Source organism: Holophagales bacterium (genome assembly GCA_016719485.1).
Classification (GTDB): Bacteria; Acidobacteriota; Thermoanaerobaculia; order UBA5066; family UBA5066; genus UBA5066.
On the sequence record JADJZB010000002.1, the window covers coordinates 169,000 to 191,648 of the forward strand.

Consider the following 22,649-nt stretch of genomic DNA (forward strand, 5'->3'; position numbering starts at 1 on the left):
AATCAATGGATGACACGTCCCACCGCGCGGTCGCCGTCGTCGGCGTCGGCGCGATCATGCCCGGCGCGCCCACCGCCACGTCCTTCTGGGAGAACGTGACGAAGGGGGTCTACGGAATCTCCGAGGTCGACCCGAAACGCTGGGACCCCGCGCTCTACTACGACCCCGATCCGAGAGCGCCCCTGAAGACCTACTCGAAGATCGGCGGCTGGGTCCGCGAGTTCCCCTGGGAGCCGGTGAAGTGGAAGCTTCCGATCCCGCCGCTCGTCGAGGCGGGGATGGACGACGGGCAGAAGTGGGCGATCGCGATCACGCGCGAGACGCTCGCCGACTACGGGTGGCCCGCGCGGCCCCTCGACCTCGACCGGACGGCGGTCATCCTCGGGAACGCGATGGGGGGCGAGAAGCACTACCAGACCTCGCACCACATCGCGCACGCCGAGTTCGAGGCCGATCTCGGGGAAACGGCCCACTTCGCGGCCCTCCCGCCGGCCGAGCGCGCCCGCGCCCTCGCCGAGTTCCGCGAGAAGATCGACAGGCGCTTCCCCCCGGTCACCGAGGACACGATGCCGGGCGAGCTGTCGAACTGCATCGCCGGGCGGATCGCGAACCTCTTCAACTTCCACGGCGCCAACTACGTCACCGACGCCGCCTGCGCCTCCGCCCTCGCGGCGATGAGCGCGGCCGTCGACGGCCTCGTCGCGGGCCACTTCGACACCGTCCTGACCGGCGGCCTCGACCGGAACATGGGTCCGACGAGCTTCGTGAAGTTCTGCAAGATCGGCGCGCTCTCGGCGACCGGGACGCGCCCCTACGCGGACGGGGCCGACGGCTTCGTCATGGGCGAAGGGGCGGCGTTCTTCCTCCTCAAGCGCCTCGCCGACGCCGAGCGCGACGGCGACCGGATCTACGCCGTCATCCGCGGCATCGGCGGCTCGAGCGACGGGCGCGGCAAGGGGATCACCGCCCCGAACCCGGTCGGCCAGCGCTTCGCGCTCCGGCACGGCTGGGCGACCGCGGGCCTGGACCCGGCGACCTGCTCGCTCGTCGAGGGGCACGGCACGTCCACGAAGGTCGGAGACGTCGTCGAGGTCGAGGGGCTCATCGACGCGTTCGGCGCGGCGGGACTCCCGGTCCACTCCATCCCGCTCGGCTCGGTCAAGTCGAACATCGGCCACCTGAAGGCCGGTGCGGGCGCGGCCGGCTTCCTGAAGACGACGCTCGCCCTCGCGGCGAAGGTCGTCCCCCCGAGCCTCAACTTCCAGAAGCCGAACCCGAACCTCGACTGGTCCCGGTCGCCCTTCTACGTCAACACCGAGCTGCGCGCGTGGGAGAAGCCGGCCTGCGGCGTCCGTCGCGCCGGCCTCTCGGCGTTCGGCTTCGGCGGGACGAACTTCCACGTCGTCCTCGAGGAGCACATCCCCGGCGCGCTGACGAAGGGGTCGCGCCCCGTCCAGGTCTCCGTGCCAGAGCGGCCGCGGGTCACCTCGTCCGAGCCGCCGAAAGCGCCGCTGCGCGGAGCCGTCCTGATCGGCGCCTCCACCGAGAAGGAGCTCGCGGAGAAGCTCGCCGCCGTCCAGCGTGACGCCCGCGCGGGGAAAGCCCCGGCGCCCGGCGCGCCGAGAGAGAACGAGCTGAAGGCCGAGGAGCGTGTCGCGATCGACTTCGGCACCCCGACCGAGCTCGCCGACAAGATCGAGAAGGCGCTCAAGGCGCTCGCCGGCGGAAAGGCGGCGGCGTGGCGCCCGCTCCGCGGCCAGGGGATCTTCCGGGGAAGCGGTCCCGCGGCGAAGGTCGCATTCCTGTTCACCGGGCAGGGCTCGCAGTACGTGAACATGGGGCGCGCCCTGCGCGAGATCGAGCCGGTCGTCGCAGAGACGTTCGCCCAGGCCGACCGGAAGATGGAGCCGATCCTCGGCCGGACGCTCAGCTCGTACCTCTTCGTCGACGGCAAGGACGCCGGCGCGGTGGCCGAGGCCGAGGAAGCGCTCAAGCAGACCGCCATCACGCAGCCGGCGGTCCTCGCGACCGACCTCGCGCTCGCGCGGCTCCTCGGCGCCTACGGCGTCGTTCCCGACATGGTGATGGGGCACAGCCTCGGCGAGTACGGGGCCCTCGTCGCGGCCGGCGTCCTGCCGTTCGAGGATGCCCTCGAGGCGGTGGCCGCACGCGGCCGCGAGATGTCGCGCGTCTCCGTGGCCGACAACGGGAAGATGGCCGCGGTCTTCGCGCCGCTTCCCGAGATCGAGCGGACGCTCCAGGGGATCGGCGGCTACGTCGTCGTCGCGAACTACAACAGCAACGGCCAGGCGGTCATCGGCGGGGCGACCGCCGCCGTCGAGACCGCGCTCGAAGCCTTCCACCGCGCCGGCGTGACGGCCTCGCTGATTCCCGTCAGCCACGCGTTCCACACGAAGATCGTCGAGCCCGCGACCGCCCCGTTCACGCGCGTTCTCGAACGTCTCCGCATCGAGGCGCCGAAGATCCCGGCCATCGCCAACGTCACGGGAGCGTTCTACCCGACGGACGGCGACGTCCGCCGGAAGGTCATCGACCTCCTGTCGCAGCAGGTGGCCTCGCCCGTCCAGTTCGTCCAGGGGCTCGAGGCGCTCTACCACGCGGGAGCGCGCGTCTTCGTCGAGGTCGGCCCGAAGCGGGCGCTCCAGGGCTTCGTGGAGGACGTCCTCGGGCAGCGTCCCGACGTCGTCTCCCTCGCCACGAACCACCCGCGCCTCGGCGACGTCGTCGCCTTCAACCAGGCCGTCTGCGGCTTCTACGCCGCCGGCCTCGGGGCCGCCACGGCCTTCGAGCACCCGGCGGTCCACGAGCTCGCGCCGGCGCCGCGGTTCGAGTCCGTGACGCTCTCCTCTCCCGCCGTCGCGCCCGCGGCGCCTCCCGCCCCGGCCATGGCCGCGACGTCACCCGCCCCGTTCGTCTCCACCGCCCTCGCCGCGGGCGGCAGCGGCGATTCGATCCGCGACCTCGGCCTCCTCTTCGCCGAGTTCCTCGAGAAGGGGATGAGGATCCACCGCGGGGAAGCGGTCCCGGCGCCGGCCGCCCCTCCCGCCCCGGCGGAGGAGCCGGTCGTCGTGACCGGCGCCTCGCTCGGCCTGCCGGGCCGGCCCCGGGTGTTCGCGGACGACAACGTCGCCGCGATCCTGCGCGGCGACCAGCTCATCGGCCGGCTTCCCGACCGGATCCTCGAGGCGATGGCGACCAAGCACATCACCCGGCTCGTCAAGAGCGAGCACGGGGAGAGCCGGTTCGAGGAGGTCACGTCGACCGACGAGGTCATCAAGCTCGCCGGGCGGATCGGGGAGCTCGACCTCGCCGGGGAGTTCGGCGTTCCGGACGAACGGATCCCGTCACTGGACAGCGTGACGCGGCTCGCCATCGGGGCGGGCATAGACGCGCTGCGCGACGCGGGAATCCCGCTCGTGATGCGCTACAAGACGACGACGAAGGGCACGAAGCTGCCCGAACGCTGGGCCCTCCCCGAGGCCCTTCAGGACGACACCGGGATCATCTTCGCCTCGGCATTCCCCGGATACGACTCGTTCTCCGAGCGCGTCAAGGGCTACAACATCGACCACGAGCGCCGCAAGCGCCTCGCGGAGCTGGAATCCCTCCGCACCTCCCTCGCTGCGCGGGGCGTCGCGCCGGAGGCCCTCGCCGACGTCGACGAGAAGGTCGCCGCATTGAGAGAGCTCCTCGAGAAGGAGCACTACACCTTCGATCGCCGCTTCCTCTTCCGGATCCTCTCGATGGGCCACTCGCAGTTCGCCGAGCTGATCGGCGCGCGCGGCCCGAACACCCAGATCAACACCGCGTGCGGCTCGATGGGGTTCGCCGCCGGCCTCGCCGAGGACTGGATCCGCGCCGGCCGCTGCCGCCGGGTCCTCATCCTCTCGTCCGACAACGCCACCTCCGACTACATGATGGAGTGGATCGGCGCCGGGTTCGTCGCCTCGGGCGCCGCCGCGCTCGACGAGAAGGTCGAGGACGCGGCCCTTCCGTTCGACCGCCGCCGTCACGGCATGGTGATCGGCGCGGGCGCCGCGGCTTTCGTCGTCGAGAGCGCCGAGGCCGCCCGCGAGCGCGGCGTCACCCCGATCTGCCGGCTCCTCTCCTCCGTCGCCGGCAACAGCGCTTTCCACGGCACGCGCCTCGACGTGAACCACATCGCCCAGGTGATGGAGACGCTCGTCTCCGGCGCGGAGCGCAAGTGGGGCGTCGATCGCCACGCCATCGCGCCGCACACCGTCTTCGTCTCCCACGAGACCTACACCCCGGCGCGTGGCGGAAGCGCCTCGGCCGAGGTCTTCGCCCTCCGGAGCGTCTTCGGCGCCTCGGCCGACAGCATCGTCATGGCCAACACGAAGGGCTTCACGGGGCACGCGATGGCCACCGGCATCGAGGACGTCGTCGGCGTCAAGATGCTCGAGACGGGGCTCGTCCCGCCGATCCCGAACTTCAAGGAAGTCGATCCCGAGCTGGGCGTGCTCAACCTCTCCAAGGGAGGCCGCTACGACTGCGACTTCGCGCTGCGCCTCGGCGCGGGGTTCGGCTCGCAGATCACCATGACCCTGATGGAGCGCGTCCCGCCCCCGGACGGACGCCGTCACGCGCCCGACGCGCTGGGCTTCGCCTACCGGATTCACGACCCGGCCCGTTTCCGTGCCTGGCTCTCGGCCGTCAGCGGCTACGACGCCCCCGAGACGGAGGTCGAGAAGCGGACCTTCCGCGTGAGGAACGCCGGTGCGCCCCCGCGCCCCTCGCAAAGGCTCGACGCGCCGGCGGCTCCGGCTCGTGCCCTGGCTCCGGCTCCCGTCGCAGCGGTTCCCGTGCCTGCGATGTCGCCGGCGGCCGCACCGGCAAACGCTCCCGCCTCCTTCGCGTCCCTGGCATTTCCGGTCCCGGCGGCCGTGCAGGTCGTCGCACCCGTTCCGGCGGCTGCGCCGGACCGGGACCCCGTCGAGACGCGCGTCCTGGCCATCGTCGCGGAGAAGACCGGCTACGCCTCGGAGATGCTCGCCCTCGACCTCGACCTCGAGGCCGACCTCGGCATCGACACCGTCAAGCAGGCCGAGCTCTTCAGCGCCGTGCGCGAGGAGTGGGGCATTCCCCGCGACGACAGCCGCAAGCTGCGCGAGTACCCGACCCTCGCCCACGTCATCCGGTTCGTGCACGACGGACGACCCGACCTCGCGAAAACGGCGTCCGCGGTGCCGGCGAGCGCCGTCCCCGTCGCCGCAGCCGCGCCGGCCTCGCCTTCTCCGGCCGCGTCCACGGGAGACCCGGTCCTGGTGCGCGTCCTCGCCATCGTGACCGAGAAGACGGGCTACCCAGCCGAGATGCTCGATCCCGACCTCGACCTCGAGGCCGACCTCGGGGTCGACACGGTCAAGCAGGCGGAGCTCTTCAGCGCCGTGCGCGAGGAGTGGGGGATTCCCCGCGACGACAGCCGCAAGCTGCGCGAGTATCCGACGCTCGCGCACGTCGTCCGCTTCGTCTACGACAACCGTCCCGACCTGCCGAAGCAGGGTACGGCTCCCGGTGCTGCGCCAGCGCCGTCCCTCGCTGCGGCCCCGCTCGCGGCAGCCGCATCCACGGCGCAGGCCGCTCCCGCGGCGATCGTCGTGCCACTGGCCGATCCGGTCCTGGCGCGGGTGCTTTCCATCGTCACGGAGAAGACGGGCTACCCGGCCGAGATGCTCGATCCGGAGCTGGACCTCGAAGCGGACCTCGGCGTCGACACGGTGAAGCAGGCCGAGCTCTTCAGCGCCGTGCGCGAGGAGTGGGGGATTCCGCGCGACGACAGCCGCAAGCTGCGCGAGTACCCGACGCTCGCGCACGTCGTTCGCTTCGTCTACGACAACCGTCCCGACCTCGCGAGGCCGGAGGCGGCGGTACCCGCGGCGTCGCCCATGGCGCCTGCGGCCGTACGCGCCCCGGCGCCGGTCGCGCCCTCGGCAGCGGCCGTGGGTGCTCGTGCGCCCGTCGTGTCCGTGGCGGCAGCGTCGACCGAGGACCCGGTCCTCGCCCGCGTCCTGGCGATCGTGACCGAGAAGACCGGGTATCCGGCCGAGATGCTCGACCCCGAGCTGGACCTCGAGGCCGACCTCGGCGTCGACACGGTCAAGCAGGCCGAGCTCTTCAGCACGGTGCGCGAGGAGTGGGGAATCCCGCGCGACGACAGCCGCAAGCTGCGCGAATACCCGACCCTCGCGCACGTCGTACGCTTCGTCTACGACAATCGCCCCGATCTCGTTCGCGGGGCCGGCGCCGCCGGGGCTGCCGCCGGCTCCGCGGCGGCCGCGGCGCACGTCACCGATGGGGCCCTCTCCGTCCCCGCCGTCGCCGGCAGCTTCGTCGAGGCCGGGAAGATCCCGAGAAGGGTCGCCGTGTCGGTCCTGAGGCCAGCGCTGCCTCACTGCAAGGCAACCGGCGTCTCGCTCGATAGCGGGCGTCGCGTGGCGGTCATGTACGACCGCGGTGGCGCCGCCGAGGCCCTCGTCGAGAGACTGCGCACCCGAGGCGTCGACGTCCTGACGCTCGAGAACGGTGCCTCTGCCGAATCGCTCTCAGAGCGGATCGCCGAGTGGCTCGCGGGCGGCCCGGCCCACGGCCTCTTCTGGCTCCCGGCGCTCGACGCCGAGGGCGACCTTCGTTCCATGGATCTCGCGGCGTTCCGCGAGGCGCTCCGGATCCGGGTAAAGAACCTCTACACGACGGCTCGGGCGGTCTACGAGATGCTCGGCGCCGCCGGCACCTTCCTCGTCTCTGCCACGCGCCTCGGCGGCCGCCACGGCTACGACGCCGCGGGGGCCGTCGCCCCGCTCGGCGGCGCAGTCACCGGCTTCACCAAGGCGTTCAAGCGCGAGAAGCCGGAGGCGACCGTGAAGGCGGTCGATTTCGGCCCCGACGCCGCGCCCTCCGTCGTCGCCGACCTCCTCATCGAGGAGGCGCTCCGCGACCCGGGCTGCGTCGAGGTCGGCTACGCCGACGGCCTGCGCACGTCGGTCGGAATGCGCGAGCTGCCGATCCTCGACGGGACGCCCGGGATGACGCTCGGCCGCGAGAGCGTCTTCGTCGTCACCGGCGCGGCCGGGAGCATCGTCTCGGCCATCACGACCGACCTGGCCGCCGCGTCCGGCGGCACCTTCCACCTCCTCGACCTTCTCCCCGAGCCCGACCCGAGCGACCCCGACCTCGCCCGCTTCACGACGGACAAGGACGGCCTCAAGCACGACATCTTCGAGCGCCTCAAGGCGAAGGGCGAGCGGGCCACGCCCGCCCTCGTCGAGAAGGAGCTCGCGCGCATCGAGCGGCTCGCGGCGGCCCTCGTCGCGATCCGCGCCGTCGAGGCGGCCGGCGGAACCGTCCACTGGTACGCGGGCGACCTTCGTGACGCCGCGCGCGTCGGCGAGATCGGCGCGGAAATCCTCGCGAAGAGCCCGCGCGTCGACGTCCTCCTCCACGGCGCGGGTCTCGAGATCAGCCGTTTCCTGAAGGACAAGGAACCGCGGGAGTTCGACCTCGTCTTCGACGTCAAGGCCGACGGTTTCTTCAACCTCCTGAACGCGCTCGGCGACGCGCCGATCGGCGCCACCGTGGCGTTCAGCTCCGTCGCCGGCCGTTTCGGCAACGGCGGGCAGACCGACTACAGCTCGGCCAACGACCTCCTCTGCAAGCTCTCCTCGAGCTTCCGGACGACGCGTCCCGGCACCCGCGGCATCGCGCTCGACTGGACCGCCTGGGGCGACATCGGCATGGCGACGCGCGGCTCGATCCCGAAGATGATGGAGCTGGCCGGCATCGACTTCCTCCCGGCGGCTTCGGGAATCCCGATCATCCGCCGCGAGCTCGTCTCGTCCTCGTTCGCGGGCGAGATCGTCGAGGGGCTCCGGCTCGGCATCCTCGCGAAGGAGTGGGACGAGACGGGCGGCCTGGACCCGGCCGTGGCGCCGATCGTCGCCGCCGGCCCGATGTCGGGCCGGCGTTCGGCCTTCCTCCTGCACGGCGGCCTCGCCGTCGAGACCGAGCTCGATCCCAAGGTCCAGCCGTTCCTCTTCGACCATCGGATCGACGGCACGGCCGTCCTGCCTGGCGTCATGGGCATCGAGGCCTTCGCGGAGGCTGCCGCCGCTCTCGTACCCGGGTTCCGCGTCGCGTCCGTCGAGGACGTCGACTTCCTCGCCCCCTTCAAGCTCTACCGCGACGAGCCGCGGAGCGTCCGCATCGAAGCGATCCTGCGACCCGCGGGGGACGGCGTCGAGGCCGAGTGCCGCCTCGTCGGGCGCCGGGCCCTTCCCGGGCAGGCCGAACCGCAGGAGACGGTCCACTTCCGGGCCCGCGTGAGGCTCGAACGCGGCGACGCCCGCCCGAGGCGGTCGCCGCCGTGCTCGAGAACCCCGGTGCGCCGCTGGCGGCGGCCGACATCTACTCGGTCTACTTCCACGGCCCGGCCTACCAGGTCCTCGAGAGCGCCTGGAAGAACGGCTCGGGGGTCGTCGGACTCCTCGCCGACGCGCTCCCGCCGAACCACGTCCCGGAGGGCCTGCCGACCCTCGTCGCCCCGCGGCTCATCGAGCTCGCCTTCCAGACGGCGGGTGTCTTCGAGCTCGGGACGCGAGGCCTGATGGGCCTGCCACTCCGCGTCGAGCGCGTCCGGTCCGTCCGGCCGCCGGAAACGGCCAGCGGGCGGCTCCACGCGGTCGTGACGCCGTCCCCTTCCGCCAACGGCAGCTTCGACGCGCGGGTCGTGGACGCCGACGGCAACGTCTACCTCGTCGTCGACGGCTACAGGACCGTCGAGCTCCCCGGGGCCGCCTCGGCCGCGCAGCTCGAGCCGTTCCGCGCCGCGATGGCCTGACCTGTTCCTTTGGTGCCCCTCGCGGGGCGGTCCGAGGACCGCCCCGCGAAGCCGCCCCATCTGGAGGAGACATGCACCCCGAGTTCGAGCGCGTGGCGATCGTCAACCGCGGCGAGGCCGCGATGCGCTTCATCAACGCCGTCCGCGAGTTCAACCAGGAGCGCGGCACGCGCATCCGGACGATCGCCCTCTACACCGACCCCGACCGGCAATCCATGTTCGTGCGGGAGGCCGACGAAGCGTTCGGGCTGGGACCCGCCACGGTCACAGATCCGCGCAACGGCGAGAGGCAGCTGGCCTACCTCGACTACCGGCGGCTCGAGGCTGCGCTGGCGGCCTCGAAGGCCGACGCGGTCTGGACGGGCTGGGGCTTCGTCTCCGAGCACGCCGGCTTCGCCGAGCTCTGCGAACGGCTGGGCATCGTCTTCATCGGTCCGCCCCCCGACGCGATGCGCCGGCTCAGCGACAAGATCAGCGCCAAGAGGCTGGCGGAGGAGGCGCGCGTTCCCGTCGTCCCGTGGAGCGGCCGGGCCGTCGCCGGAGTCGCCGACGCGGCCTCCGCCGCCCAGGCCCTCGGCTACCCGGTGCTCGTGAAGGCGGCCGCGGGCGGGGGAGGGCGCGGCATCCGCCTCGTCACCCGGGCCGAGGAGATGCCCGAGGCGTTCGAGGGCGCCCGGAACGAGTCGCTCCGCGCCTTCGGCGACGCGACCGTTTTCGTCGAGAAGCTCCTGCAGGGCGTGCGGCACGTGGAAGTCCAGGTCCTCGGGGACGCGCACGGTACGACGTGGGCCGTCGGCGTGCGCGACTGCACCATCCAGCGGCGGCACCAGAAGGTCCTCGAGGAGTCTCCCGCCCCCACGCTTCCGGCCGACGTGGACCGCGACCTGCGCGCCGCGGCGCTCCGGATCGCGCGAACGGCCGGCTACCGCAATGCCGGCACCGTCGAGTTCCTCTTCGACCCGAAGAGCGTCACGTTCGCGTTCCTCGAGGTCAACGCGCGCCTGCAGGTCGAGCACGCCGTCACGGAGGTGACGACCGGACTCGACCTCGTGAAGCTCCAGATCCACGTGGCCCGCGGCGGGCGCCTCGTGGGCGACCCGCCGCCCCCCTCGGGCCATGCCATCGAGGTACGGCTCAACGCCGAGGACCCCGACGCCGGCTTCGCTCCCGCGCCGGGCAGGTTCGTCTACTTCCGCCTCCCGACCGGTCCGGGCCTCAGGATCGACCGCGGCGTGACGGAGGGGGACTCGGTCGCACCCGAGTTCGACCCGATGATCGCGAAGCTGATCGCGCACGGCACCGACCGGGGCGAGGCGCTCGCGAGGCTTCGCCGGGCCCTTTCGGAGAGCGCCGTCGTCCTCGACGGTGGCACCACGAACAAGGCGTTCCTCCTCGAGCTCCTCGATCGCCCCGAGGTGAGGCGTTCGCAGGTCGACACCGGCTGGCTCGAGCGCTGGGCGGCGGAGCGCGTCGACGCCATCCGCCCCAACGCCGGCGTCGCGCTCCTCGCCGCGGCCGTGGAGGCCTACGACGACGAGCTACGGCTGGAGGAAGAGCAGTTCTACGAGTCGGCCGCCCGGATGCGTCCCGAGATCCGCAAGGAGGTCGGCCGCACGATCGAGTTCCGGCACCGCGGGCAGAACTACCAGCTCAAGGTCTTCCGGCTGGGTCACCACGACTACCGCGTCGAGATGGACGGAGCGCGGAGCGAAGTCCGCGTCGAGCACCTCTCCCGCTTCGAGCGATGGCTCCTCGTGGGCGGGACCCGTTACCGGATTCTCTGCGTCCTCCAGGGGCTCGACTACCTCGTCGAGGCCGATGGCGTGCCGCACCGCTTCTCGCGCGACGACCTCGGCATCCTTCGCGCGCCGTCGCCGGCGGTCGTCGTGTCGATCGGCGTCACCCCGGGCGAGCGGGTCGAGAAAGGGCGCCGCATCGCCACCCTCGAGGCGATGAAGATGGAGATGCCGATCCCGGCGCCGTTCGCCGGCACGGTGAGGACCGTCTTCGTCGTCCCGAACGTCCAGGTCGGGCCCGGGACGCCGCTCGTCCAGATCGACCCCTCGGCCGCGGACGAGGAGCCGAGAACGGTGCAGCGGATCGCCCTGCCCGCGGAGCCGGTCTCAGCGGACTCGGGCGACCCTGCTGGCGCTCTCGACGTTCTCGACGAGATCCACAGGCTCGTTCTCGGGTTCGACGTCGATCCCGGCGACGTCCGCCGCATGGCGCGGACCTACGTCGAGAGGGCCCCGGCCCTCTCCGGCGACGACGCGGTACTGGAAGCGGAGGAGGGGATCCTACGGGTCTTCGCCGACGTCTCGTCGCTCTTCCGCCGCCAGACGGGCTCCGAGGACCCGTCGGGCGTGGCGGCCGTTTCGACCGGCGAGTACCTGCTGACCTACCTGCGGACCTACGACACGCAGACGCCGGACCTGCCGGCCCGCTTCATGGGCCGTCTCTCGCGCGCGGTCGATCACTACGGCGTCGAAGGGGCGAAGAAGAGCGCCTCCCAGAGGGAGGCGCTCCTCTGGATCTGGAAGTCCCGGCAGAGGGCCGAGCACCAGGTCGAGCCGGTCCTCGCGATTCTCGAGCGGCGGCTCGCCGCCGCCGAAGCGGGCGGATCGTCGGGCTCGCCGGCGTTCCGCTCGCTTCTCGACCGTCTCGTGAGCGTCTCGGAGAACCGCTGGCCCGCGCTCGGCGACGTGGCGCGCGACCTGCGCTACCGGGTCTTCGACCAGCCCGCCTTCGAGGCCGCGCGGAAGAAGGTCTACGCCGAGATGGACGAGGTCCTGGCGAGCCTCGTCGCCGGACCCGACGGGCCGGAGCGCGCGGAGCGGGTCCGGCTGCTCGTCGACTGCCCGCAGCCCCTCCAGAGCCTCTATCTCGGCCGCTTCGAGTCGGCGGGCGCGGCGACCCGCGAGGCGATGCTCGAGGTCCTCACGAGGCGCTACTACCGCTTCCGGCCGCTGGAGAACTTCCGCGCCGCATCCTTCGCGGGCCGGGCCGGCGGGCTCGCCGAGTACGCCTTCGAGGGAACGAGGCACCTCGTCGTCTCGACCTACGCTCTCGAGGCCGACCTCGAAGCGGCCCTTCGGGACGTCGCGGCTCACCTCGCCGCCTCTCCCTCCGAGCACGACGTCCTCATCGACGTCTTCTCCTGGCGGCCCGGTCCGCTCGGCGACGCCGACGCGAAGGCCGCGGAGGTGAAGGCCGTCATCGACGCGGTCGGGCTCGGGCCGCGCGTCGCGAGGGTCGTGGTCGGGCTCGCGGGGGCGGGTGCCGGCCTCGGCATGGGCGGGATGCAGCACTTCACCTTGCGGCCCGGCGAGGGAGGGTTCACGGAGGACGAGGTCTACCGCGGGATGCACCCGATGATCGGCAAGAGGCTCGACGTCTGGCGTCTCGAGGGATTCCACCTCGAGCGGCTTCCCTCGGCCGAGGACGTCTACCTCTTCCGCGGCGTCGCCCGCGAGAACCCGAAGGACGAGCGGCTCTTCGTCCTCGCCGAGGTGCGGGACCTGACTCCGGCGTACGACGCTCACGGGCGCCTCGTGAGCCTGCCGCAGATGGAGCGGACGCTCCTCGAGGCGTTCGAAGCGATCCGGCTCTTCCAGGCTCACCGCAGGGCCGAGGACCGCCTCCAGTGGAACCGCGTCTTCCTCTACGTCTGGCCGCCGTTCCCGCACGGGGCCGCCGTCGTCCGCGCCTTCGCCCGCCACGTGGCGCCCGCGGCCGAGGGGCTCGGCCTGGAGAAGGTCGCCATCCAGGCCCGCGTCCCCGACGCCGCGGCCCCGGGCGGCCTGAAGGAGGTCGTCTTCTCGGTCGCGCAGGCGGGACGCACGGGCATCACCGTCTCCGTCACGCCGCCGAGCCGAAACCCGCTGCGCACGCTCTCCGAGTACGAGCAGAAGGTCGTGCGCCTCCGGCAGCGCGGCCTGACGTACCCGTACGAGATCGTGCGGATGCTCACGCCCCCGAGAGACGCCGCCCACGCCGATTTCCCGGCCGGGACGTTCGCGGAGTGGGACCTCGACGAGAAGGACGAGCTCGTCCCCGTGGACCGGCCCCTCGGGAAGAACCGGTCCAACATCGTCGTCGGGCTTCTGACCAGCCACACGGCGAAGGTGCCGGAGGGGATGACGCGCGTCGTCCTCCTCGGTGACCCGATGGGGGCGATGGGCTCGCTGGCCGAGCCGGAGTGCCGCCGCATCCTCGCCGGTCTCGACCTCGCCGAGAAGATGCGGATCCCGCTCGAGTGGTTCGCGCTCTCGGCCGGCGCGAAGATCGCCATGGACTCGGGCACCGAGAACATGGACTGGATCTCCCGCGTCCTGCGCCGCCTCATCACGTTCACGCAGGCCGGCAACGAGGTGAACGTCATCGTCTGCGGCATCAACGTCGGCGCCCAGCCCTACTGGAACGCCGAGGCGACGATGCTCATGCACACGAAGGGGAATCCTCGTCATGACGCGGGACGGGGCGATGGTCCTTACCGGAAAGACCGCCCTCGACTACTCCGGCTCCGTCTCGGCCGAGGACAACCTCGGCATCGGCGGCTACGAGCGCGTCATGGGACCGAACGGCCAGGCGCAGTACTGGGCCCGCGACATCCCCGACGCCTGCCGGATCCTCCTCAGGCACTACGACCACACCTACGTCGTGCCGGGCGAGCGCTTCCCGCGCCGCGCCGTCTCGACCGACGCGATCGACCGCGACGTCTGCCGCTCGCCCCACGGCGGGGACGACCCCGACGCCTTCACCCTCGTCGGCGAGATCTTCTCCGACGCGACGAACCCCGGCCGCAAGCGCCCCTTCGAGATCCGCAAGGTCATGGCCGCCGCGGCCGACCAGGACCATCCGCCGCTCGAGCGGTGGGCCGGCATGCGCGACGCCGAGAACGGCGTCGTCTGGGACGCCCACATCGGGGGCTGGCCCGTCTGCCTTCTCGGCTTCGAGTCGCGCCCCGTCAAGCGCATCGGGTTCGTGGCCACGGACGGTCCCGAGAACTGGACGTCGGGCACGCTGTTCCCGCTCGCCTCGAAGAAGATCGCGCGCGCCATCAACGCGGCCAGCGGCAACCGGCCGCTCGTCGTCCTCGCAAACCTCTCCGGCTTCGACGGCTCGCCCGAGTCGATGCGGAAAGTGCAGCTCGAGTACGGCGCCGAGATCGGGCGCGCCGTCACGAACTTCCAGGGGCCCATCGTCTTCACCGTCGTCTCGCGGTACCACGGTGGCGCGTTCGTCGTCTTCTCGAAGACGCTGAACGACAACATGGAGGTCGCGGCGCTGGAGGGCACCTACGCCTCGGTCATCGGGGGAGCCCCCGCGGCCGCCGTCGTCTTCGCGCGCGAGGTCGACCAGAGGACGAAGAAGGACCCGCGCGTCGTCGCTCTCGAGAAGGAGATCGCGACCGCGCCGGATGCCGCGAAACGCAAGCTCCGCAAGAGCCTCGCCGACCTCGTGAAGTCGGTCCGGTCCGAGAAGCTGGGACAGGTGGCCGACGAGTTCGACGGCATTCACAGCGTCCAGCGAGCGCTCGCCGTCGGCTCTCTGGACCGGATCCTTCCCGCGGCGCAGCTGAGGCCCTACCTCGTCGATGCGATCGAGAGGGGCATGGCGAAGGAGCGGACACGACTCGGCCTCTGAGCACCCTGCACTGGCTCGCCGGGCGACAGGAAGAGCTGCCGCGCGGCGAAGCCTGGCTCACGGGGGCCGAGCGCGAGGTCCTCTCCCGCCTGCGGGTCCCGAAGAGGCGTGGCGACTGGCTCCTCGGCCGGTGGGTCGCCAAGAGGGCGCTCGTCCTGGCCGGGGAGGCCCAGACGGAGGACGGAGTGGCCATCGTGGCTTCCGCGTCCGGCGCTCCCGAGGCGTTCCTCCCGAACGGTCTCCCCGTCGGGGTCTCCCTCTCCCTCACGCACAGCCACGGTGTCGCCGTCGCGGCGCTCGGACCGGCCGGCATCCGCCTCGGCGTCGACCTCGAGGCCATCGAGGAGCGCCCCGCGACGTTCCTCGGGGACTGGTTCACCCCGGCGGAGCAGGCCTTCGTGGCGGAGAGCGAAACGGGGACGGCCGCGCTCGCCGCCACCCTCGTCTGGAGCGCGAAGGAGAGCGTGATGAAGGCGCTCGGCGAAGGTCTCCGGATTCCTCCGAAGGCCGTCGAGGTGGCGCCCGACCGGGGCCCGGCAGACGGCTCGTGGCGAGCGTTCGTCGCGCGAGGTCCGGGGGAGGAGAGCTGGCACGGATGGTGGCGGGCGGACGCGGGTTTCGCCCTCTCCGCCGTGGCGCGTCCCGCCTCCGGACCGCCCCGGCCGATCGGGTAGACTGGCGGCACATGGGACTCTTCGGATCGAAAACGCCACCGCGCCCCGAAGGCGAGCGGCCCTCCCATCCCCACGAAACGCAGCGGCCGGCGGCCGCCCCGGCCCCTGCCGGGCAGAGAGCGCCGGCAGAGGTGAAGACAGCCGTGATCGGACCCAACATTCGCATCCAGGGTGAGCTTTCGGGCGACGAGGACCTCGTCGTCGAGGGGCGCGTCGAGGGAAAGATCTCCGTCACGAAGGGCCTTCGCATCGGCCCGCAGGCGCAGGTGAACGCCGAGGTCAAGGCGCACCACGTCGTCATCGCGGGACGCATCGTCGGCAACGTGATCGCCACGGAGAAGGTGGAGATCCTCCCTTCGGGGATCCTCGAGGGGAACATCCGCGCTCCGAAGATCGCCATCGCCGAGGGCGCGCAGTTCAAGGGGAGCGTCGACATGGGCGGCAAACCCGCCGCCGAGACGGCCGCGGCGCACGCCCCGAACGCGCCGAACGCGCCGAACGCTCCCGACAAGAGGGACCCGAAGGACCACGGCAAGAGCTGACTGCGGTCGCGTCCGCACTGGAACACGGTCCCCCGGCGTCGCGACTGCGGGGCGGGGGCCCCGAGCACGTGAGGGAATCGCGATGAGGTGCCGGACTCTCTTCCTCCTCTCCCTGCTTCTTCCCGGCGTCCCGATCCGCGCGAGCGAGCCCGTCGCGGACGAGGGGTGGCAGCGCATCCGCTCCACCGTCCTGAACGAGGACCGGGAGTTCCAGGTGCGCCTTCCGGAGAGCTACCGGTGGGCGAAGGACCGCCGTTATCCGGTCCTCTACCTCCTCGACGGGAAGTCCCACGTCGACCACACCGCCGCCTCCGTGGCCTTCCTGGCGACCCACGGAGAGATCCCCGAGATGATCGTCGTGGCCGTCGCGAGCACGGTGCGCGTGCGGGACTTCACCCAGTCCGACTGGCCGAAGGCGTGGATCGGCGGGGGCGGTGCCGCCAACTTCCGGCGCTTCCTGTCCGCGGAGCTGATCCCCTGGATCGAGAGGGGCTACCGCGCGAACGGCTTCCGGATCCTTTACGGCCACTCCGCGGCCGGGCAGTTCGCGCTCTACTGCCTCGCTTCCGAGCCTTCGCTCTTCCGGGCCTACTTCGCCTTCAGCCCCAGCCTCGACTGGGACGACAACCTGCCCCGGCGCTCGCTCGAGAAGTCGCTCGAGGCGTCGAAGGGCCTGTCGGCGTTCCTCTATGTCGCCCGCTCGGACGATGCGGGGCGCGCGCTGGCCGACTACGAGGACCTCGTCCGGGCGCTCGAGCGGAAGGCGCCGTCTGGCCTTCGGTGGAAGAGCCGGGCGTGGCCGGAGGAGCGGCACGTCACGATTCCCCTCCTCGGGCAGGTCGACGCCCTCCGCAAGCTGTACGACGGGTACCGGTTCCACGACGACCTCCTCCCGAAGGGTTACCCGTTCGCGAAGAAGCACTACGAGACCGTCTCGAAGACGGTCGGATGGCTCATCGACATTCCGGAGGGGGTGCTGAACGAGCTCGGATACGCCGCGCTGTCCGAAGGGAAGACGCAGGACGCGATCGGGCTCTTCCGGCGGAACGTGGAGGCGAACCCGAATTCGGCCAATGCCTGGGACAGCCTCGCGGACGCCCATGCGAAGGCCGGAGACGCGAAGGCCGCCCTCGAGGCCTCCCGCCGGGCCGCGGCGCTCGCGACGGAGTTCGACCTCCCGAATCGCGTCCTGTTCGTCGAGCAGTCCAAGAAGAGGGAGCGCGAGCTGGCGGAGACGCCGGCGAAGCTCGACTGACGCGGGAAGCCTTACGCCTTCGACGGAACGCTCGTTTCCCCAATTGCGGAGGCGTTTCCCGATCCCGGGAGGTCCCGGGGTCTCCTGGCGGTCAGATCCCCTTCGCAGCGCGGCACGGCCTATGCTGCATCGCCGGCGTTGCCCTCAGGAGGCTCCATGCGCGAATGTCTCAGGCGTCCGGTCCTCTCCACCGTCCTCGTTCTGGCCGTCACCCTCTCGGTCGTGGCCCCGGCGGCGGATGCGCCCCGGGCCGGCTTTCCCGACACGCCCGCCGGCCGCCGCGTGGCCGCGTTCTTTGCGGCGTACCTCTCCGGGACCGAGGAGAGTCTCGCGGCCTTCTTCTCCGGGGCCATCGGACCGGAGGCCCTGAAGCAGCGGACGGCCACCGAGCGCGCACGGCGCATCGTGGCGATGAGGGGCCAGCTCGGCGACGTCGAGGTCCGCCGCGTGGACGCGCCCTCGGCGGAGCAGCTCGTCGTCGTCACGGAAGGCCCGGAAAAGCGGCTCGACAAGTGGGCGTTCTCCTTCGGCCCCCCGCCGGATGCATTCCTCCTCGGGATCGGCGTCGACGACGCGGACGAGAGCGACCTCGCCGGCCCGCCGCCGCCTTTGACCGAGGCGCAGGCCCTCGCCCAGATCGCGAAGGCCGCGGACGAAGCCGCCGCCGCAGATCGATTCTCCGGCGTCGTTCTCGTGGCGCGCGACGGCAAGCCTCTCCTCCATCGCGCCTGGGGCCTCGCGAACCGCGAGCACGCCGTCCCGAACCGAGCGGACACGAAGTTCAACCTCGGCTCGATCAACAAGCTCTTCACGAAGATCGCCATCGGGCAGCTCGCCGAGACCGGCCGCCTCTCGCTCGACGACACGATCGGGAAGCACCTGCCGAGCTACCCGAACGCCGAGGCGGCGCAAAAGGTCACGATCCGGCAGCTCCTCGACATGCAGTCGGGAATCGGCGACTTCTTCGGCGAGGAGTTCGATGCCACGCCGAAGGACCGCCTCCGCAGAAACGCCGACTTTCTCCCTCTCTTCGCGGGCAAGCCGCTCCTCTTCCCGCCCGGGACCGACCGGCGCTACTCCAATGGCGGCTACGTCGTCCTGGGGGAGATCGTCGCGAAGGCGAGCGGCCGGGACTACCACGACTACGTCCGCGAGAACGTCTACGCCCGGGCCGGAATGACCGATGCAGACTCCTTCGAAGCCGACGTCCCGGCGCCGAACCTGGCCGAGGGGTACTCGCGCATCCGGGGCTTCGGGGAGCGGACCGAGGGCCCTCGGCGGCGGAACGTCTACACGCGCCCCGCGCGGGGGAGCGCGGCGGGAGGCGGCTATGCGACGGCGCCCGACCTCCTCCGCTTCGCGACCGCCCTTCTCGGCGACAGGCTCCTTTCGGCCCCCTTCACCGAGTGGATCGTCGCGCGCACCGAGCCCGCTGCCGGCAAGCCCGTCGGCGACCGGCGGCGCGGAGGGCTCGGCGTGGCCGGAGGCGCGCCGGGAATCAACGCGGCGCTCGAGGTCGACCGCGAAACGGGCCTCGTCCTCGTGGTCCTCGCCAACGACGACCCGCCCGCAGCCGAGACCCTGGCGAAGAAAGCCCGGCGCCTCCTCGACGCGATCCGGCGCTGACCGGGACGCTTTGGCGGGCGGACGGTTTCCGGATCAGGCTCTACCGGAACCCGCGGATGAGGACGGCGTCGCTGCTGTCGGTGCCGGCCGAAACGACGAGGCGGCGGCTGTCGGGCATCCAGCGGACGGAGAAGATCTCGAGCTCCGGGAACTTCGTGGCGCGGACGGGCCGAGTCCCGTCCGCCTCGGTCACCCAGAGGTCGACCCCCTCCCGCGTTCGGATCGTGACGGCCAGCTTCCGGCCGTCGGGGGACCAGAAGTGGCCCATCAGCCGGCCTTCGGTGAAGCGCGTCACCTGGACCGGCTCGCCCTCGTCGAGGCCCTGCCGGAAGATGTTCCAGGCGGGGTCGGCGCGCCGGCGGAAGCTGAGGCCGCGGCTGTCCGGCGTCCAGGCGAGGCCGAGGGCGCCGTCCGGGACGGGAAAACTCGGGAGCGCCGACCCGCCCGCGACGGGGATGGCGTGGAGGAGCGGGCGGGCCTGCCCCTTTTCGTCCGGCTCGAGGCGCGTCACCAGATACCGCTTCGAGTCGGGTGAGAACCCGAAGGAATTGCCGGAGCGTTCGAAGAGCTTCGACACTTCGCCGGTCGCAAGGTCGGCGAGGTGGATGTCGCCTTCGGCCTCCCACTTCTCGAAGGCGGCGAATCGTCCGTCGGGCGAAACGTGGCGGATCAGCTCCCCTTTGCCCGAGGTCACCTGCTTGCGGCCGGTGCCGTCGGGCGCCATGCGCCACACGTGGGCACCGGTGTCGTCGAGCCGGTCGAAGAGGACGACCCCGGGGGCGGCCCTGCTGTTGAACGTGTGGGCGGAGTCCGTCGTGAGGATTCTCGCCTCTCCTTCCGCGGCGTCCACGCTCCAGATCCGGAGCTTCCCGTCGCCGGGCACCTCGTAGAGGACCTGCTCCGGTCCGGGGACGGACACGTTCCACGGCGAGCCCTCCGGGCTCGTGACCGAAGTGAGCTTTCGGGCCGCGCCCCCCGACACGTCGGCGATCCAGAGATTCGCGAGGCGGGACGTGCGGACCGCGGCAATCGCCTCGTCGGAGGTCGAGACCGAGACGACGCCGTAGTTGTAGAAGTCGTTCGTGACCCGCTGGAGGCGGCCTCCGGGATACGCGACGAGGAAGACCTGCCCCTGGAGGATCCCGTGCAGGCTGACGCCCGTCCCGACGAGCCCGCTGCCGTCGGCGAGCCAGCCGACGCTCGAGAGCATCGCGTTCGGCAGCATCAGGGTGGACCGGCGGGCGCCGGTCGCGGCGTCGAACGAGTGGATGTTCGAGCCGAGCCCGGGAGGTGGAGCCTGGCTCAGTGTCGCGAGGGTGAGTCCGTCCGGGGACCAGGCCGGCGAGCCCACCACCGGGTCCTCCGGACCAAGGGTGGCGAGGACCTTCTCCTCCGATGTCTCGAGGTCGAAGACGACGAGGTGGCTCTCCTGCTTCTGCGGCACCCCGCGCCAGCAGGCCAGACGCTTGCCGTCGGGAGAGAAGCTCGCCTTCGAATCGACGTCGAAGAGCCGCTCCCGCGGCGCCCCGCCCAGCGAAGGGACGACGAAAAGCCCCTGGTATCTCCTGTCCTCGGGCTTTCGGGCGAGGTAGTAGACGTAGTTCCCGTCGGGGGAGAAGGCGACGTTCGAGAGGCCGGCCTCGCTCGGAGCCAGCACCTCCACGTCGCTCCCGGTCGCCACCTGGCGCACGCGCAGGCCCGCGGACCCGCCGCGGCCGTGGAGGTAGGCGAGGTAGCGGCCGTCGCGCGAGAGGGTGGCGTCGAAGACGTCGCCGCGGCTCGTCTGCGTGGACATCCGCATCGTCTGGAAGGCCTGCGCCGGCTCGGGGTTCTCGCCGCCTCCGCGCCGGCCCCGGAGGCCGAAGGCGAGCCCCGCGACGACGGCCAGCATCCCGGCCCCGGCAGCGACGAGGACGAGAGGCCGCGCCCGCTTCGTGGCGGCGGCGGCACCCGGCCCGGACGCGACGGAGCTTCCCGAGGCGGGGAGCGAGTCCCACTCGTCCACGATCTCGCGGAGCTGGAGCGCGAGGTCCTTCACCGACTGCACGCGCTGGTCGGGGGCCTTCGCGAGGCAGCGGCGGATGACGCGCCGCAGCTCCGCGGGGGCCTTCGGGTTCAGCTCCTCCACCGGGACCGGCTTGTCGTTCAGGATCCGGTGCATCGCCTCGACCGCCGTGGCGGCCTCGAATGGGCGCCGGTGCGTGGCCGCCTCGTAGAGGACGCAGCCGAACGAGAAGACGTCCGACCTGTGGTCCACGGCGCGGCCCGCCACCTGCTCCGGGGACATGTATCCCGCCGTGCCCAGGACGCTGCCTACCGCGCTCCCGGGAGACTCCATCGTCGGCGCGTCGGAGAGGTCCGACCCGCCCTCGCGCGCTTCGGCCAGCTTCGCGAGGCCGAAGTCGAGGACCTTCGTGAAGCCGTCGGTGGACACCATGATGTTCGCGGGCTTCAGGTCCCTGTGGACGATGCCCGCCGCGTGGGCCTTGGCGAGGCCGTCCGCGGCCTGCGCCAGGTAGCCGACGAGGGTTCTGAGGTCAGTCTTCTCCTCGTGGATGAGGCTCGCCAGGGTCCGCCCGCTCACGAGCTCCATGGCGATGTAGCGCACCGGGCCCGAATCGGGCTCGCCCGCCATCCTCACGGGCGCGTTCCCGATCTCGTAGATCGTGACGATGTTGGGGTGGTTCAGCTGCGACGCCGACCGGGCCTCCAGCTCGAAGCGGCGGATGCGGTCCTCGTCCCTGACGAGCTCGGGCGGCAGGATCTTGATCGCGACCCGGCGCTGCAGGCTGCGGTCCTCGGCCAGGAAGACCTCGCCCATGCCGCCCGCGCCCAGCGGGGAGACGATCCGGTAGTGCGCGACCTCGGCCTCCGGGCGCAGGGTGCGCGCGGTCTGGTTCGACATCGTCCGGCCTCCTGGGGTTGCGGGAAGTCTACCGTTCACAACCGCGAAACGCCGCGGAGGGTCGGATTCGGCGTAACCTCCCTCGTTCCCGATTCCGCGCGCCTGCGAGGCGAGAGGTGTTTCGATGATCCGACCGGTCCGGGTTCTCGTCGCCTGCGGGGCGCTTCTCGCCGCGTCGGGCTGCACGTCGCCCGCGAGAAGCCGCGCCCTGACCCTCGCCGACGGCGGCGCCGCGGTGGCGAAGGCCGCCGCGGCCTCGATCGTCGAGACGCAGGCGGCCGTCGACGGCTACATCGAGGGGCAGTACCTCCTCGGCCCGCTCACGGGTCGTCCCGAGCCGGGCGAGGAGACCCTGGCCAGCCTCCGGCGGGTCCGCGACGCCCTCGGCGCCCGCGCCGCCGTCATGCAGAGCCTCGACGCCGCCTACGCGGCGCTCCACGCGCACGCCTCGTTCGACGCCGCCGGGCGCGTCGAGAGGGGGTGAACGGCCTCGCCGGCGCCGTGAACGCGTACGGCGGGGCCCTGCTGGGGAAGCAGCCCGGCGACTCCTCCGGGGCGTGGGGCCTCGGAAAGGCCGGCGGCGTCCTCGCAGGAGCGAAGCAGGAGAGAGAGCTGAGGGCCGCGAGCGCCGCCATCCGCGAGAGCGTGGAGCGCGTCGTCGAGCTTCTCCGAAGAGAGCGTGACATCCACGTCTCCCTGCGGGCCATCCTCGTGGAGGCCAGGGGCGCCGCGGCGCGGCAGCTCTGGCTGCTCGGGCTGGGGCGTCCCGGCGCCCTCCTCCAGCGGCACGTCACGGGGTTCGGCCTCGTCTGGGACGACAAGCAGCTCGACGGCGTCCTCACGCTCCTGCGCAAGGAGCCGTCGATCACCGGCGGGTCGGACCGCAGCCGCGAGGACGACCTGCGCCTCGCCGTCGGGCGGGTGCTCGAATACCGCGTGCAGCGGCAGGCGACCCTCGAAGGAGAGATCCTCGACGAGACGCTCGCAGGGCTCGAGGGGCTCGCCCTGGCCCACGCGGCGTTCGAGGCGAAGGAGGAAGTGGACCTAACGCGGCTGGAGACGCTCGTCGCCGCCCTCCGGGCGACGCTGGACGAGTACCGCGGGCCTTCGGGCAAGTAGGGAAGCA

At 71.9% G+C, this 22,649-nt stretch carries 7 protein-coding genes and 2 pseudogenes; 8 read left to right on the forward strand and 1 reads right to left on the reverse strand.

Annotated elements, in window-relative coordinates; genetic code table 11:
• Nucleotides 1–5 precede the first annotated feature (5 nt).
• From IPN03_00840 to IPN03_00865, 6 genes and pseudogenes are all read left to right on the forward strand, one after another.
• Nucleotides 6–8,875, forward strand: a pseudogene (locus IPN03_00840) (SDR family NAD(P)-dependent oxidoreductase).
• A 122-nt stretch (nucleotides 8,876–8,997) separates the two neighbouring features.
• A pseudogene (locus IPN03_00845) lies at nucleotides 8,998–14,521 on the forward strand (ATP-grasp domain-containing protein).
• 185 nt (nucleotides 14,522–14,706) lie between these two features.
• Nucleotides 14,707–15,195, forward strand: a complete 489-nt coding sequence (locus IPN03_00850; protein MBK9372306.1) for a 4-phosphopantetheinyl transferase family protein — start codon at nucleotides 14,707–14,709, stop codon at nucleotides 15,193–15,195.
• A 143-nt stretch (nucleotides 15,196–15,338) separates the two neighbouring features.
• Nucleotides 15,339–15,737, forward strand: coding sequence for a polymer-forming cytoskeletal protein (locus tag IPN03_00855; GenBank protein MBK9372307.1), 399 nt, complete (start codon nucleotides 15,339–15,341; stop codon nucleotides 15,735–15,737).
• A gap of 82 nt (nucleotides 15,738–15,819) precedes the next feature.
• Nucleotides 15,820–16,992: a hypothetical protein gene (locus tag IPN03_00860; protein ID MBK9372308.1), complete on the forward strand. Its 1,173-nt coding sequence runs from the start codon at nucleotides 15,820–15,822 to the stop codon at nucleotides 16,990–16,992.
• Between the two features lie 156 nt (nucleotides 16,993–17,148).
• Complete coding sequence (locus IPN03_00865; GenBank protein MBK9372309.1) at nucleotides 17,149–18,618, forward strand: beta-lactamase family protein; 1,470 nt, start codon at nucleotides 17,149–17,151, stop codon at nucleotides 18,616–18,618.
• Nucleotides 18,619–18,658: 40 nt separating this feature from the next.
• Here IPN03_00865 and IPN03_00870 read toward each other — a convergent pair whose 3' ends face one another.
• Nucleotides 18,659–21,523: a protein kinase gene (locus IPN03_00870; GenBank protein MBK9372310.1), complete on the reverse strand. Its 2,865-nt coding sequence runs from the start codon at nucleotides 21,521–21,523 to the stop codon at nucleotides 18,659–18,661.
• A 124-nt stretch (nucleotides 21,524–21,647) separates the two neighbouring features.
• Between IPN03_00870 and IPN03_00875 the strand changes: the two genes are divergently transcribed.
• Complete coding sequence (locus IPN03_00875) at nucleotides 21,648–22,007, forward strand: hypothetical protein (protein MBK9372311.1); 360 nt, start codon at nucleotides 21,648–21,650, stop codon at nucleotides 22,005–22,007.
• Nucleotides 22,004–22,642: a hypothetical protein gene (locus tag IPN03_00880; protein ID MBK9372312.1), complete on the forward strand. Its 639-nt coding sequence runs from the start codon at nucleotides 22,004–22,006 to the stop codon at nucleotides 22,640–22,642. Before IPN03_00875 ends, IPN03_00880 begins: the two co-directional genes overlap by 4 nt.
• Nucleotides 22,643–22,649: the final 7 nt, after the last annotated feature.